At 57.9% G+C, this 14,368-nt stretch carries 14 protein-coding genes; 7 read left to right on the top strand and 7 right to left on the bottom strand.

The window, feature by feature from the left end:
- Nucleotides 1-20: 20 nt before the first annotated feature.
- A complete protein-coding gene (locus tag D3791_RS09490; protein WP_061952754.1) occupies nucleotides 21-203 on the top strand; it encodes a hypothetical protein in 183 nt (60 codons plus the stop codon).
- A 204-nt stretch (nucleotides 204-407) separates the two neighbouring features.
- The gene (locus D3791_RS09495; protein WP_172512014.1) at nucleotides 408-1,382 is read left to right on the top strand and encodes a GNAT family N-acetyltransferase; all 975 of its coding nucleotides are present in this window, start codon (nucleotides 408-410) and stop codon (nucleotides 1,380-1,382) included.
- 156 nt (nucleotides 1,383-1,538) lie between these two features.
- On the opposite strand, the gene D3791_RS09500 is transcribed toward D3791_RS09495, so the two are convergent.
- On the bottom strand, nucleotides 1,539-2,072 hold the full coding sequence (locus tag D3791_RS09500) for a TetR/AcrR family transcriptional regulator (protein WP_172512015.1): 534 nt from the start codon (nucleotides 2,070-2,072) through the stop codon (nucleotides 1,539-1,541).
- A gap of 40 nt (nucleotides 2,073-2,112) precedes the next feature.
- Complete coding sequence (locus D3791_RS09505; protein WP_172512016.1) at nucleotides 2,113-2,859, bottom strand: gamma-glutamyl-gamma-aminobutyrate hydrolase family protein; 747 nt, start codon at nucleotides 2,857-2,859, stop codon at nucleotides 2,113-2,115.
- A gap of 377 nt (nucleotides 2,860-3,236) precedes the next feature.
- Here D3791_RS09505 and D3791_RS09510 point away from each other — a divergent pair, with 377 nt between their 5' ends.
- From D3791_RS09510 to D3791_RS09520, 3 genes are read left to right on the top strand one after another with little or no spacing between them, the layout of a single operon-like run.
- Entirely contained in the window at nucleotides 3,237-4,475 is a 1,239-nt protein-coding gene (locus D3791_RS09510) for an ammonium transporter (RefSeq protein ID WP_022875351.1), read from the top strand.
- A 24-nt stretch (nucleotides 4,476-4,499) separates the two neighbouring features.
- Nucleotides 4,500-4,847 (top strand): P-II family nitrogen regulator, encoded by a 348-nt coding sequence (locus D3791_RS09515; RefSeq protein ID WP_172512017.1) that lies wholly within the window; start codon nucleotides 4,500-4,502, stop codon nucleotides 4,845-4,847.
- Nucleotides 4,848-4,885: 38 nt separating this feature from the next.
- Nucleotides 4,886-6,016, top strand: a complete 1,131-nt coding sequence (locus D3791_RS09520; RefSeq protein ID WP_172512018.1) for a tyramine oxidase subunit B — start codon at nucleotides 4,886-4,888, stop codon at nucleotides 6,014-6,016.
- A gap of 363 nt (nucleotides 6,017-6,379) precedes the next feature.
- Here D3791_RS09520 and D3791_RS09525 read toward each other — a convergent pair whose 3' ends face one another.
- The 3 genes from D3791_RS09525 to D3791_RS09535 form a co-directional block, all read right to left on the bottom strand.
- Nucleotides 6,380-6,958 carry a hypothetical protein gene (locus tag D3791_RS09525; RefSeq protein ID WP_172512019.1) on the bottom strand — a complete coding sequence of 193 codons (579 nt, stop codon included), beginning with the start codon at nucleotides 6,956-6,958 and terminating at the stop codon, nucleotides 6,380-6,382.
- A gap of 551 nt (nucleotides 6,959-7,509) precedes the next feature.
- The gene (locus tag D3791_RS09530; RefSeq protein ID WP_425483097.1) at nucleotides 7,510-8,748 is read right to left on the bottom strand and encodes an allantoate amidohydrolase; all 1,239 of its coding nucleotides are present in this window, start codon (nucleotides 8,746-8,748) and stop codon (nucleotides 7,510-7,512) included.
- Between the two features lie 33 nt (nucleotides 8,749-8,781).
- A complete protein-coding gene (locus D3791_RS09535; RefSeq protein WP_172512020.1) occupies nucleotides 8,782-9,948 on the bottom strand; it encodes an FAD-dependent oxidoreductase in 1,167 nt (388 codons plus the stop codon).
- 117 nt (nucleotides 9,949-10,065) lie between these two features.
- Here D3791_RS09535 and D3791_RS09540 point away from each other — a divergent pair, with 117 nt between their 5' ends.
- Both D3791_RS09540 and D3791_RS09545 read left to right on the top strand, forming a co-directional pair.
- Nucleotides 10,066-10,941 carry a LysR family transcriptional regulator gene (locus tag D3791_RS09540; protein ID WP_061952770.1) on the top strand — a complete coding sequence of 292 codons (876 nt, stop codon included), beginning with the start codon at nucleotides 10,066-10,068 and terminating at the stop codon, nucleotides 10,939-10,941.
- Between the two features lie 54 nt (nucleotides 10,942-10,995).
- Entirely contained in the window at nucleotides 10,996-11,559 is a 564-nt protein-coding gene (locus D3791_RS09545; RefSeq protein WP_131090610.1) for a hypothetical protein, read from the top strand.
- Nucleotides 11,560-11,643: 84 nt separating this feature from the next.
- Here D3791_RS09545 and D3791_RS09550 read toward each other — a convergent pair whose 3' ends face one another.
- Nucleotides 11,644-12,912 carry an FAD-binding protein gene (locus D3791_RS09550; RefSeq protein ID WP_172512021.1) on the bottom strand — a complete coding sequence of 423 codons (1,269 nt, stop codon included), beginning with the start codon at nucleotides 12,910-12,912 and terminating at the stop codon, nucleotides 11,644-11,646.
- Nucleotides 12,913-12,921: 9 nt separating this feature from the next.
- Nucleotides 12,922-14,349 (bottom strand): xylulokinase, encoded by a 1,428-nt coding sequence (xylB, locus tag D3791_RS09555; RefSeq protein ID WP_172512022.1) that lies wholly within the window; start codon nucleotides 14,347-14,349, stop codon nucleotides 12,922-12,924.
- Nucleotides 14,350-14,368: the final 19 nt, after the last annotated feature.

Raw genomic sequence — 14,368 nt, forward strand, 5'->3', positions numbered from 1 at the left:
GAAGCTCAGGAAGGTGCCGCTTGATCGCCGCAGCAGTTATCACCTTGCTTTTGTCCTTGGTTTTCATCGGTGTATTCGAATGGGAACGCAGAGACAGGAAGAAAACCGGTTCCAAGGAGGACAAGTTCTTTGGCAATTGGGCGCTGGTGGCCTTCTGGATCTGCGCGTTTTTCTTCGTCGTATTTGCCCTTGGCGCGTTCTGAACGTGCTTGTGAAAGCCTAGGCACTTTTGACCCCGTCAAAAGTAAATGACTCATCCAATGCTGCTGATGGTAACGGCCGCCGATAGTAGTACCTGTCTGGTTTCTTCACGGCGTCTTCATTAACGGGTAGATGATTGCGCGCGCTAATCGATTGTTAGAACCAAGAAAGGCAAGCATCTAGCGCTAGCCAGTACAGTTGCGTTCATGGAAATTCGCGCCCTCAACATTGATGATGATCTGGAACTGACCGCGGCTTATCTTGTTGAGTGCGTCGCTAATCAGAACTCGCGCCCAGATTGGAAACCGCTAAGCAAGGAAGCCAGAATGCTGTCGTGGCGGGCATCAGACGGCTGGCGCAATCACCTCGTAGGCGCGTGGGATGACTCCAAGCTCTTAGGGTTCGCGGCTGGGATGAACCATGCGGATACTCCAGAGACGACGTGGGTATTCTCGTGGGTTGAACCCGACGAGCAAAGGTCCGGTATCGGCTCTGCGCTGGTGCGAACCGTTGAAAGCACCAGTCAGAGTTCAACCACTAGGTTCACCACGAGCATCTTCCGCCCTGAAACTGCACAAATAGACCAAGTCGCACGTGATTTCCTGCAGCCACTGGGCTACGCTCCGGCAACGACCGAAACTGTTGTGGAGTTGGATCTGAGCGTAGTATCTCTTCCCGAACCTCGCACTATTGAGGGGTATGAAATAAATACTTACGTGAACGGCGTGCCTGAACGATACCGAGAGCAAGTAGGTCGTATCAAAGGCCTCGTGGATTCGGAAGCTCCCAATGGAGACTTGGATTGGAACGAATCTCCCGTATCACCGGAAGAGTATGCAGACGAAATCTCATTGTGGAAGGCACAAGAGTTCACAGTCCTGGAAACCATTGCCATAACACCTGAAGGTGCTGTGGCTGCATGGACCTGCCTACTAGTACCGGTCCATCCTGCGATCCCGGCGCAAGTCGAAGGTACTTTAGTCGTTTCTGCACACCGAGGTCATGCACTGGGGTTTGCCGTAAAACTAGATAACCTGAGGTGCGCTTTGGCAGAAACCGAGGTCAAGAAGGTCAGGACTAGCAGCGATGACGAGAATGTCTGGATGAGGTCAATCAATAGCGCTCTCGGATTTGAACCCGTTGAGACGGAGATGATCCTGCAGAAGAAAACGTGCAAGTGATGCTGGTGACCTGCGCGTAGAGTCACCAAGAATCCGGCTGAAGCGAAGAAGCTCCCTTGTGCCGCAGCAGTCGCCGGGAGCCCAGAACCTTGACGGGCCTAAGCCGGTACCAGTTCAGTTTCTTCAAGAACCAGTATAGGGCTCTTGCCCGAGCTGTCAGCTAACCAGCCCGGCAACAGCTCGTTGCAAGCCCCAGTCGAAGCCATCCGCCAGCGGCGCATCAACATCCAACTGCACGAGATTCTGGCGGAAGGCGACAGACCCGAGGATGTGGTTGAGCAGCAGCTGCTGTCCGTGGCGGGCATTCTCGCCAGACAGCCCCGAAGCTTCCAAAAGCTCACGCAATTGCAGAACTGGAACCAGCTCGGTGGCTTGCATAGCGGTGGCCACTTCAATGACTTCAGGACTGTCCTGGATAGGCAACAACGCTAAATACAGCCGGCGGCACAGCTGGAGAATGGCGTCGGCAGGAGTTTTGAAGTCCTCAACATCCACCGAGAGCTGCGGGGTATTAAGCAGCTTGGCTGCAACCTGGGCCAGCAGCTCCTGCTTGTTCTTCACATGCCAGTAGAGGGCACCAACTTGGACATCCAGCTCTTTGGCCAGGCGACGCATCGACAAGTCAGCCAACCCGAACTGTTGCAGGATGTCGACCGCGGTATCCACGACCGTTAACTGAGTCAATGCCATAAGACCAAGTCTAGCCTCCGGGGCTTTAACTCTCCTGCTGCTAGCCGTTGACGAGTTCCGGAACGAGGCCAGAGCTCTCTTCGCACTGTGCTGCCAGGCGATTGACCAGAGACCTTAGCTGGGTCGAGGCTGTCTGCGGATGTTCCGGATGCCATTGCACTGCGGTTACCGGGGCCGACTCATGGACCACGGCCTCGATAATGTCATCTGTGGACATCGCCGCAATCTGCAGTCCGTGGCCCAACTCGTGGATTGCCTGATGATGGGTGCACTTGTGGCTGTCCTTCGCGGACAGATCTTCTGCGAGCTCAGAAGCAATCGAGTCGAAACGGGTATCAACAAATGGATCACCACCGGTGCTGCGGTGCGCATCGGCGTTCTCCAGATGCTGGATCAAGCTGCCGCCCAAGGCAACGTTGAGCAGCTGCAAGCCACGGCAGATACCAAGCAATGGCGTCTTGGTGGTGATGGCATGCTGGATGGCAGCGATCTGGTTCCGGTCGGAGGCCACCTCGTGATATCCGCCGCCGGGGTAGGATGAAGTGCGTCCGTAAAGCGAAGGCTCGACATCTTCGCCGCCCATGATGATCACCGCGTCCGAAGCATCAACGATCTGCAGCATCTGCTCGACGCTGAGATCATTGCAGGGAACCAGCGAGGCATTGTGCCCGGCATCGATGATCTGGCCGATGGTGTTTTCGTTGAGCTCATCAAGTTCCAGCTGGAATTGCGGGTTGCGCGGACGGGACTCGCGAATGTGCAGGACCGAGAAATTCAAAGGTGCCAAAACCAGCTCCAACTAATGCGTTTCGGGCCGATAAAACTGGCCCATGAAGGTTGATGCATCCCACGCTACAAGTTCCGGATTTCGCAACCGAATCACCGATGTTTCCTGCGCATTTCCACAAGTTCATCTATAGCGACTTGCTAATAAAGCCACGTCGGCCCCTAATAATTGCCTTCCAGAGTATCGCCTGGGATTCCGTCAGCCAAAAAGAAGTCAGCTGATGACCGGCCTTTTACAAGGAATTCACACGGTCGATATTTGCCTTGTGAAATGAAACATTGCGTTGCCTATCTGAAATGGATTCGAAAGCGAAGCGGAATGTTGCATCGATAGTTTGAACTTGCTCGCAAACACAAACTTCGAAAGGGGCGCCCATCATGGAAGCCGCTGACATGGCTTGGCTCCTGGCGGCATTCGCCATGGTCCTGCTGATGTTCCCAGGACTGGCAATGCTCTACGGTGGCATGCTCAACGGACGCAATGTCCTGAACATGATGCTGATGGTGCTCAGCGCATTGGCAGTGACCGGCGTTGTCTACGTGGTCATCGGCCATGGACTGGTTCTAGGTGATTCGCTCGGGGGCGCAGGAATCATCGGGAATCCTTTCGAGTACACCTTCTTCTCCGACTTCATGACCGACGACGAGGCTGGCGGCACCTTCTGGGGCGCGTTCTACATCCTCTTCGCCGCCATCTCCGTAGCCCTGGTCGCTTCCGGCGCCGCCGGGAGAATGAAGTTCGGCGCCTGGCTGGTCTTCGTGGCCTTGTGGATCATCCTGGTCTACTGCCCTCTGGGACACTGGGTCTTCGCCCTTGATAACCCGGAGACCGGCACCGTCGGTGGCTGGATGCGCAACAAGCTCGGCTTCCACGACTTCGCCGGCGGCACCGCGGTGCACATGAACGCCGGTGCCGCAGGACTGGCGCTGGCAGTGGTCCTGGGCAAGCGCAAGATGAGCCCGGGACGTCCACACAACTTGCCGCTCATGCTGATCGGCGTGGGTCTGATCGCTACTGGCTGGATGGGCTTCAACGGCGGCACCGCCGGCGGGGCGAACTTCATGGCACAGTACGTCATTCTCACCACTTTGCTAGCCCTGTGTGGTGGCATGCTGGGGTTCATCACGATCGAACGTGTTCGTGATGGGCATGCCACCATGCTGGGTTTGGGTACCGGCGCCATTGCCGGAATGGTCGGTATCACCCCGGTGGCCGATGCGGTGGGGCCGATCGGTGCCATCATGGTGGGCTTCCTCGCCGCAGCAGCTGCCGCGTGGGCCATCACCTGGAAGCGCCGCCACCAGATTGATGACTCGCTGGACGTCTTCGCAGTGCACGGCATTGCCGGCATCACCGGCTCGCTGTTCGCGACCTTTTTCGCGAATCCGAAGGCGCCGGGCGAAATGGCTGGCATCTTCTTCGGCGGCCACTTCAGCGAGCTGGGACATGAGCTGATCGCGATTGCCGCCACCTTGGTATACAGCTTCGCCATGACCTTCGCTATCGCTTGGGTGATGAACAAGATCTCCCCAATCCGCGTCAGCGAGGCGGACGAAGAAGCCGGTTTGGATAACTCCATCCACGCTGAATCCGCCTATGACAGCCGTCAGCTCTAGCCGCCTGCACAGAAAGGCTATGCCATGAAACTTATTACCGCAGTCATCAAGCCCATCCGGCTTGAATCCATCTGTTCCGAACTGGAAAAGGCCGGTTTCTCGGGCGTGACCGCTACCGAAGTCCAGGGCCGTGGCGCCCAGGGCGGGCGCACCGAGTACTACCGAGGCCAAGAATTCTCGGTGATGTTCCGGAACAAGATCCGTCTTGAACTGCTGGTCTCGGAACCTGATCTGGAACGTGCCCTGGAGATCATCGTCCACACCGCCAAGACCGGTGAAAACGGCGAGATCGGTGACGGGAAGGTCTGGGTCACCTCCTTGGAACAGATCATCCGAGTGCGTACCGGTGAAACCGGCGAAGCAGCCATCTAAGTTTGAACGTCTAGAAATTTCCAGCAAGGGAGCTCCACATGACTACTATCAACTTCCGCTACCTCAGCGAACAGGACATGATCGCTGCAGGTGTCACCGACATCGCCCGTTGCACCGACGTGATGGAGGAAGCGCTGATCCTGCTGCGCAACGGTGATTACCGGATGGCCGGCGAAAACGGCAACTCGCACGGTGCAATGATCACCTTCCCGCAGAACCCGGTCCACGAGGGCATGCCCAGTGATGGACCAGACCGCCGCTTCATGGCGATGCCGGCCTACCTCGGCGGCCGCTTCGGGACGACCGGTGTGAAGTGGTACGGCTCGAACACCGAAAACCGCGCCAAGGGCCAGCCGCGCTCCATCCACCTGTTCACCTTGAATGACACCGACACCGGTGCGCCGATGGCCGTGATGAGCGCCAACCTGCTCAGCGCCTACCGCACCGGAGCTGTTCCGGGTGTGGGCGTGAAGCACCTGGCCAAGCAGGATGCCAAGGTTGCCGCCGTGGTAGGCCCTGGCGTGATTGCCAAGTCCGTTATCGACGCGACCCTGTCGCTGCGTCCGAGCATCGACACCGTGACCGTCAAGGGCCGTTCGGCTGCTGGCGTGGAGTCTTTCGCGCAATACGTCCGCGAGAACTTCCCTCAGGTGACCTCGGTGGTGGCTGCCGAAACCATTGAAGAAGCCATCAAGGATGCAGATGTCATCATGGCGACCACCAGCACCGACATCAAGGGCTCCGAGGCTTTCCCTTACTTCCCAACCGAGGCCATCAAGCCTGGCGCGCTGTTGCTGCTGCCTGCGGCTGCTCGTTTTGATGATGATTTCATCATCAATGATGCACGTCTGGTCCTCGACGCCCGTGGTCTGTATGACGCGTGGGCTGAGGAATATGGAACCCAGGCTTACCAGCTGCTGGGCATTCCAGGCACGCACTTCCACGATTTGATGCGTGAAGGCAAGCTGTCCGAATCCAAGCTGGAAGAAATCGCGGACGTTGCCACCGGCAAGATTCCAGCTCGCCGCAATGATGAGGAAATCATCCTCTACTCGGTGGGTGGCATGCCGATCGAAGACGTGGCCTGGGCTACCGATTTGTACCAGTCGGCCGAGGAGAAGAACATCGGCCAGGTACTGAATCTGTGGGATACCCCGGTCCTCGCCTAAAGATTTAGGTCCAGTGACTTGGACCTTGAAAAACGTAGATCCCCGAAAAGCGGAGTGTGGCCGCTGTTCGGGGATCTGCCATGTCCGGGACAGAATTTATCTGCCGTGGAAAGGATGCCGTGGTCACTGCAGTTTGCCCGACGGACCCCGGCGGGTCGAACCACCTCGCGTCCAGCTCGCTCAGTCTCGACGTCGAGTATCTAGGGGAGTTCTATTACCGGTGTGATGAACTCATACGTTTGGGAGGCAAAACACCTGCTCGCTTTCGTACTGCCGCCGGCCTAGCAAGACATGAATCTATCTCAACCCTGCGGTGCTATCGGTTTCCGAAGCTCTCAGAAGTTCTGCCTATTTTCCTCCGCGTTACACCGCTCCGTCCGCAGGGGAACCGCCCGACCTCGACAGGAGAGATAATGCGTAAAGGTCAGGCACCGGATTATCAATCGTTATGTTGCTTCGGTCTGAAAACGGTATTTGAAAGCGGTGCATAGGCATACCATCCAGTGCTTCTCCCCGACGGGTAGCTTCCCTTGCACGCGATACTTCCTCTTCAAAATCTTTAACCTCAATGGCCAAGGAATCGAACACTGCGGCAGCTTCAGGGTTGAGGGCTGGTCCCCTCCCTTGAAATTTGCGTTTTGGTGAGCCTTCCAAGGACGTGACTAACTCGATTTCGAATTTATCGCCAAGTTCATCAGCCACACGTTGCGCTAATCGTTCACCCTCTGCAGCGAATCTGCGAGCCACACCTGCGGATTTCCACTCATAGTCATGGTTCAATCCGTCATAGTACGACTGTTCCCACTGCGAGAGTTCATGTGTCAAAGTATCGGACAGCTTGGCAGTGTCGTACTCGATTGGTTCGTTAAACCAAAGCACCGTGTTTGCATAATCCGGAAACAGGCGCACCGTTGACGGCGCGGACTCCTGTGAAGAATTCATACCGCGATCATACCGACGCAGACCAGTAAGGCGCATCCTCAAAATTGCCACCCCTTGGGGACGGTAAAGCGACGGAAAAGACTACCCGACAGATCCACTTCGCGTGCTATTGCTCCATTCCCGTAAGTCGAACGCTCTACGGGACAGTCGGCGCACTAATCAAGTGGATCGCGGCACGACCGATGCGTAGTGCCACGCAAGAACGGCGTTTCTATCGTTCGTACAGGCGTCCGGTATCACGTACCCGTGTAACGTCACTCTGACTCAAGTTTGCGCGAACTCCTATTGCCCGGGCGGATGTGCCATGGGGTCTCCTGCAGGAATGGGAATCACTTAGTTCTGTATTCCCACACACCACGGAAAGCGGGAATACAGAGATCGGGGATTCCCAGTTGCTATTCCAGTAATTCGGACAGTTCTTCTCAGACCACGGCAATGGCCACCGGCGGCATCCACCCTCTGCGATTTTGAAGTTGGGTCCGGAATTTGCGCACGGCAGCTTGGCTTCGGGCAAAATCTGCCCAAATTCAGGTGAAGAGATCCAACCCCGGCTACTGAAGCAACGATGCTAAGGCATCGGCCAAAGCTGCCGCGCCGAGTTCCGCGTCAGCGTCTTCTACATATTCTTCAGGGGAGTGGGAGATGCCGTTGGGGTTGCGAACAAAAATCATGGCACTCGGTACGTGTCCGGCGAGTACACCAGCATCATGCCCCGCACCGGTATCGAGTACCGGAGTGTTGGGCAGCGCCAGTCCAAGCTGCCCCGAAAGCTTTGCATCAAAACTTACCGTTGGACTCAATGATTCTTGGGAGAAATCGAGGGTGCAGCCCTCTTCAGCTGCAATAACCTGCGCCGACTCGTGAATCTCTTGGACAACACCGGCTGTAACCGCATCATCTGGATGGCGCACGTCCAGCCAGTAGTCCACCCGCGAGGCAATGACATTAGTTCCGCCAGGAACCGGTTGCAGCCGGCCCACTGTAGCTCGCGCGTTATCCCGTGTGCGGGCAATCTGCTGCACCGCGGCAATGCTGCGGGCAGCAGCCACCATCGGATCCTTGCGGTCAGACATCAGCGTGGTTCCTGCGTGGTTACCTTGTCCCCGCATGCTCAACTTCCAACGTCCGTGGCCGAGGATGGATCCGCCGATGGCCACCGGGTGATCCAGATCCGCCAGCCCGAGTCCCTGTTCCACATGCAACTCGACAAAGACACCAATCTGTCCCAAGAGGCGGCGGTCTGGGCCGATGAAACGTGGATCTAGCCCATTGCTGGATGCTATGTCGGCAAAACTATTGCCGTCAGGATCCCTCAGATTCAACGCCTTGTTTCGGTCAATGGCTCCGGTGAGCAGACGCGAGCCCAAGCAAGCCACACCAAAGCGGGAGCCTTCCTCTTCCGGGAACACCAAGATGGCCATGGCACGGGTGCGCGCCAGATTCTTTGCCTGCATCAGATCAAAGGCAATCAGCGCGCTGGCTACGCCAAGCGGCCCGTCAAAGGGTCCGCCACCCGGGACCGAGTCGAGGTGGCTGCCGGTGACAACTGCATTGGTGCGGATTCCTGTGGGCAGATCCCACCAGGCCCAGAGCGCGCCGTTTCCGTCTTCCTCTACGCTTAGCTGCCGTCTGGTGGCTTGTTCAATGAACCACGTGCGCAGGTCGATTTCAGCGCTGGAATACACCGGGCGGGAATAGCCTCCGCGCAATGGGTCTTGCCCGGTGCCGGCGATGCCAGCCATGAGCTCGGAGACTGTCGTAGTGGGCAGGTCTAGCGGGATGTTGAACAAGGGATTCTCCAAAATAGCTTGCTGCTGGGACTTCTAGACCATGGCCTTGGCGTGGGAAGCGAGGCGGAAAAGCTCGGGGGTTTCCCGCACCCCGGTGGCCAAGTCCGCAGCAAGCTCGCCGAGCAGTGGGCCGAACTTGGCTCCATGCCCCGAGCAAGGCGAGAAGATGGTGATGCCGTCGACTTCATCCATGATGAAATCCTCAGTGGGGGTTGCGCTGAAAATGCAGGTGGTTTCGGCGTAAGGTGTTGGTTCCAGTCCGGGCAGGTACTTTTTCACGTACTCGATCACGCGTTCGCGGTTGGCTGGATCGATCTGGCCGTTTTGCTGGCTGGCAGTATCCAGCTGACGTCCCGCCATGTATTCGGCAACCTTTTGCCCGCGGAAGTTGGCGTCACGTCCTCCCGGCAGGCCGTAGGACTTAAAAGCAGGGTCCTTGTGGATGTAGGTTGGCCACGCTTGGCGTGCTTCGGGATCCTGGTCGCGGTAAGGGAAGTGGAAGGCATTCTCTTGATATACAACCATCTTGGGAACGCTGCGTACAAAGCCTGATGGCAGGGGAAGGTTTCCGAGCAATTCTGGCAACCAGCCGCCTGCGGCCACGATGATTTTGGATGCCAAGTAGGTGCGTCCATCTGCGGACGTGAGTTTGTATCCGTTAACTGTTGCCTCGACGGAAGCGACTGGCCACTGGGTTTCCACCTGGGCGCCATGAGCCTTGGCTTGAGCCACCATTGCCTGAACCGAGCGTTCGGCGTCCAGTACTCCGGCACCTGAGTGCCAAAGGACTTCGGTATCAAAATTGATTCCACTAAAGCGGTTACGGGCTTCGGCGGCGGAGAGCAATTCATGTTCCACCCCGGCGTTGGCGAGAATCCCGGCGAGCATACGTGGATTGCGCAGGGGTCCGTAATCCGCTGAACCGCAGGGGTTGATCAGCTGGCTGCCGCTGGCCTCTTCGAGTTCATTCCAGGCTTTGCGCGCTTGTACAACAAGGTCTGTGTAGAGCTGGTTGGGGTAGCCATAACGGAAGATGCGCGCTGAGCCATGCGAACTGGCATCGTCAGCGGCGGGCACTTTGCGCTCCAGCAGGGCAACTTCATGGCCTCGCTGAGCCAACCTCCATGCTGCTGAGGAGCCGGCGAGGCCTGCTCCGATGACAACGTATTCTGCAGAGGGCGACTGGGACGAGGTGCTCATGGCTTGCTCCTGATCTGGGCATCTTTGTTGTTCTACCTCTAGTAACCCACGGATATTATTAGGGCGTCCAATACCTTTTTCCTAGACATTATTAGTTTTTGTGCAAAAATTGAGTGCATGGAACTCCGCCACCTCCACTACTTCCTCGTTGTTGCTGAACATTTGCACTTCGGCCGTGCCGCCGAAGAGCTTCGGATGTCGCAGCCACCGCTGACCGTTGCAGTGAAAAAGCTGGAACAAGAGCTGGGCGTGCAGCTCTTTGACCGCACCACTCGCAGCGTAATCCTCACGCCCGCAGGGCGGATGTATCTGGACCGCATCAAACCGTTACTAGCGGATCTGGATAAGGCCAATCAAGAACTGACCGAGGCGGGACTGGGCCTGCGCGGACGGCTGAATGTCGGATTTGTCAGCTCTGCCAGTTATGCCACCATGCCTTCGGCGCTGCGCAGGTTCCGCGAACTGCGGCCCAATGTTGAGCTGGTGCTGCACCCGCTCACTACCGACGAGCAGATTGAAAAGCTGCTAGAAAATAGTCTTGATCTCGGAATTCTGCGTGACCCAACACGAGTGCCCGGCGTCGAATTGCAAGAGATCCATTCGGAGCCACTGGTGGTGGCGCTTCCGGCGGGCCATCGTTTGGGTGCCAATGAGCAGATCAAGGCAGAGGATCTCGCCGATGAAGACTTTGTCCTTTTCCCCTACAAGTACATGAGTGGTTTCTACTCGCTGGTACATTCATTATTCGATGGTCGTACGCCGCCTCGAATTGTCGAGCGAGCCATTCATCAGGAGACCATTCTTGGGCTGGTCGCTGCCGGGCTGGGAGTCTCAATCCTGCCTGCATCGGTGTCGCGCTTCCAGATGCCTGAAGTCTCGTTCCACCCGTTGGTCGGTGAGCCAAAGACGCGGCTCTATGCGGGTACGGGTACTCCGAATCCTGCGGCCCAGGCTTTTCAGAAGTGCTTGCTTGAGGCTGACCGCGAAGGCTGAGTAAGTACGTGGCGCGAATGGGGTGGGCTACGAGTTATTGATAGCATGCTGAATATGTCTGGTCTTGAATCTGAACCATCGGTGGAGAATCCTCCTGCTTTTTCACGTTTTCTGCCCGGAGGCATCCCACTCACGGGGGCATTTGCCAGGTTTGGCGGAAAGCTCTATGAATGTGGGTCAGCAAAGCTGCCATCTGGTGAGTATGACCATGGCATGCTCGTGCTCTCCTCCATCGAGGAACGGCCCGGGCCGGAGTGGCAACTAACCTGGCGGTCTCAACTTGGTCCGCTTGCCGGATTTACTGAGTGGAGCAGAGTCGTTCATCGGAGTCAGGCCGAAGAGACATTCTGGTGCCGCAATTACCTAGTGTGGCAAGGTATAGGATTCTCAGGGTCGACCAACGTTCATGAAGAAAAGTATGTCGGGATGTTTTGGGAGCACTCGCGCAACATTCCCGAAGAGAAACTTCGCACCCTCAAGAAATACGAGCGCCTTGATGCCGTCGAGTGGTTCGCGCTAGTGCCACTCGACGACCTTGAGACGCTTAAGATTTATCGCGAGCAGTGGCCCGAGAGTCCGAAAAAACCGAAGAAATCTTTTTGGAGATTATTCCGATAGCCGGATATCCACTAGGCGATAGTTCCTTCAAGTTGGCAACTAGACCGATCGACACAAATTGGGTGTGCTCCATTGCCCTAGAACCTAAGCACCAAAGAGATTGCGATTCAGGAATTCGTTGCGGAATTTGCCCGCAGGATCCAAGCGCTGAGCCAACTCGATAAAGTCATTGAACTTCGGGTACAGCTTCTGCAGATCGGTTGACGTTGCTGCAAAGAGCTTGCCCCAATGCGGACGAGCCGCAAAAGGCGCGAGAGCTGATTCAACGTGCGGCAGGATTGTCTCCACTTCCTGCTGCTGCGGCTTCCACGTAAAGTGCAGGGCAATACCGTCGCGGCCGTAGTTGCCGCTGAGCCACAACTCATCGGCGGCAATGGTCCGCACCTCAGCCACCAGCAATAACGGGGTGATCACCGAGGACAGCTCGCGCATCGCGGTAATGGCTTGAACAGCGTATTCACGCGGAACCAAATATTCGGTCTGCAACTCATCACCGGCACTGGGCATGAAGTCCATGCGGAAATGGGAGAGCCGATCGGACCAAGGCCCGGCCACCCCGAGCTGTTCGCTGCAGATCGCGCCATCGGCTCCGGGCAATGGGTGCATCGGAGCGATCGCCGCCAGACCGCCAAATTTTCCCTGATCAATATCATCGAGAAGGGCATCACCAACACGACGCTTGAGCCATGTTTGGCCCACCAAGTCCCCGCTCCAATCGGTGAACAGGCTGACGCTGTAGGCGGAAGCCTGGATTCCATCAAAGCTGTCCAGAACTTTGTCCCAGGACAGCTGCTCATACACGGTCTGTTGCACATCAAAGCTCGGAACGATATCCAAGGTCAGATGAGTGATCACGCCTAGCGCACCAAGGGACACTACATAGCCGTTGAATTCCGGATCGTTTCGATTGACCGAGAGCTGCGAGCCATCGGCCAGCACGAGCTCGACTGCGCTGACTGCGGTTGCCAGGTTGCCGTGGGCTTCGCCCGAGCCATGGGTGCCAGTGGATACCGCGCCGGCCACCGAAATATGCGGCAGGGAAGCCAGATTGTGCAGCGCAAAACCGGCGGCGTGCAGCGCATCGGCCAGCGCGCCATAGGTGATTCCGCCACTGACGCGCACGTTCATGGCCTGCGCATCGATATCAATGACTTGGGGCATCTTGGCCAGTGAGATCATGGTTTCGCTGGTATCGGCAATGTCATTAAATGAATGGCGGGAACCGAGCACGCGCACCTTCCTGGCGGCGCGAACCTGTTCCTGCAGTTGCTCAATGCTGGTGGGGTACAGCAGTTCGCTGGCCCGGTACTCAAGGTTTCCAGCCCAGTTGAGTTCCTTGGTCTCTAGCTCCACGGCAGATCCTTACTTCTCTAGCCACTGGCTGGAAACCAGCGAACGGTAGCGTTCCAAAACATGCGGTGTTGCTTCTGCCGCAGGGACTTCGGTGGAGTCCTGGGTCCACTGCGGGAATGCTCCGGCCAGCACACCGGCAGCTTGCCGTGCCGCGCCATCAGCCACATACTCGCCAGGGGCCGGAATGATAATCGGCAGGCCCAGGACCTGGGCTGCAATCTGCTGCACCGCTGTGGACTGCGCTCCGCCGCCCACCAAGATGATGCGCTGGGCTTGAACCCCTTGGGCCTCAAGCGCGCGCAGCCCATCGGCTAGCGAGCAGATGATTGCTTCCACCGCGCTGCGAGCCAAGTTGGGTGCAGTGTAATTCGCACGGGTGATTCCGTGCAGCGAACCCGTGGCATCTGGCAGGTTCGGGGTGCGCTCGCCGTCAAAGTAAGGGAGCAGGGTCAGTCCATCGGAGCCCGGGTTGGCTGACAGGGCGAGGTCATTGAGCTCTGTCAGGCTCACCTGCAACAGGTTGGCGGTGGCATCAAAAATTCGGGTGGCGTTTAGCGTGCACACCAGTGGGAGGTAGTTTCCGGTGGCATCGGCAAACCCGGCCACCAGCCCGCTGGTGTCTGCAGATGGGGCGTCGGCAACGGCGAAGACCGTGCCGGAAGTGCCCAGGGACATCACTACATCACCAACGGTGGCGCCAACCCCCAGTCCGGCGGCGGCGTTATCACCCGCGCCGGGACCGATCAGCGCGCCGGTGGCGGTGCGGCCGATGGATTCCAGCGGTCCCGCCACCGCAGGCAAAATTGGGGCGTGCCCCAGATGCTGCTCCAAGGCTTTGAGGTCATAGGATTCTTCGGCAGCCCGGTAGTACCCGGTGCCCGAGGCATCGGAGCGGTCGGTGCCTAGAGCGGCCAATCCTTCGACACCGCTGCCCGGGCCATAACCGGCCAGACGCCAGGACAGCCAGTCGTGGGGCAGGCAGACCGCGGCGACCTTGGCCGCGTTGTCCGGTTCATGGTCCTTGAGCCAACGTAGTTTGGCCAGGGTGATCGAGGAGACCGGAAGGGTGCCGGTACGCTGCGCCCAGTAGGCGGCGCCAGCCTCGCTGTCACCGTCGCCGGCCTCGGTGATGATGTGGCGGGCCGCCTGCGCGCTGCGGGTATCGTTCCACAGCAGCGCAGGGCGGATCACCGCACCGGTGGCATCCAGCACGACCATGCCGTGCTGTTGCCCGCCCACCGAGATCGCGGCCACATCGTCCAGGCCGCCGGCCTGGGCGATGGCTTCTTGCAGGGCGGCGAACCAGAACTCCGGGTCCACTTCGGTGCCATCCGGGTGGCTGGCGCGTCCGGAGCGGATCAACGCTCCGGTGTCAGCGTCGCGGATGACAACCTTGCAGGACTGGGTGGAGGAGTCGATGCCGGCTACAAGCGTCATTGAGTGTGGCTGCTTTCTA

The organism is Glutamicibacter mishrai (assembly GCF_012221945.1).
GTDB classification, from domain to species: domain Bacteria; phylum Actinomycetota; class Actinomycetes; order Actinomycetales; family Micrococcaceae; genus Glutamicibacter; species Glutamicibacter mishrai.

What these genes read in the sequence shown, in the direction of transcription:
- D3791_RS09535 (WP_172512020.1), bottom strand. Translation starts at nt 9,948, where the DNA reads ATGAGCACCTCGTCCCAGTCGCCCTCTGCAGAATACGTTGTCATCGGA.
- D3791_RS09525 (WP_172512019.1), bottom strand. Translation starts at nt 6,958, where the DNA reads ATGAATTCTTCACAGGAGTCCGCGCCGTCAACGGTGCGCCTGTTTCCG.
- D3791_RS09540 (WP_061952770.1), top strand. Translation starts at nt 10,066, where the DNA reads ATGGAACTCCGCCACCTCCACTACTTCCTCGTTGTTGCTGAACATTTG.
- D3791_RS09545 (WP_131090610.1), top strand. Translation starts at nt 10,996, where the DNA reads ATGTCTGGTCTTGAATCTGAACCATCGGTGGAGAATCCTCCTGCTTTT.
- D3791_RS09515 (WP_172512017.1), top strand. Translation starts at nt 4,500, where the DNA reads ATGAAACTTATTACCGCAGTCATCAAGCCCATCCGGCTTGAATCCATC.
- D3791_RS09495 (WP_172512014.1), top strand. Translation starts at nt 408, where the DNA reads ATGGAAATTCGCGCCCTCAACATTGATGATGATCTGGAACTGACCGCG.
- D3791_RS09520 (WP_172512018.1), top strand. Translation starts at nt 4,886, where the DNA reads ATGACTACTATCAACTTCCGCTACCTCAGCGAACAGGACATGATCGCT.
- D3791_RS09510 (WP_022875351.1), top strand. Translation starts at nt 3,237, where the DNA reads ATGGAAGCCGCTGACATGGCTTGGCTCCTGGCGGCATTCGCCATGGTC.
- D3791_RS09500 (WP_172512015.1), bottom strand. Translation starts at nt 2,072, where the DNA reads ATGGCATTGACTCAGTTAACGGTCGTGGATACCGCGGTCGACATCCTG.
- xylB (WP_172512022.1), bottom strand. Translation starts at nt 14,349, where the DNA reads ATGACGCTTGTAGCCGGCATCGACTCCTCCACCCAGTCCTGCAAGGTT.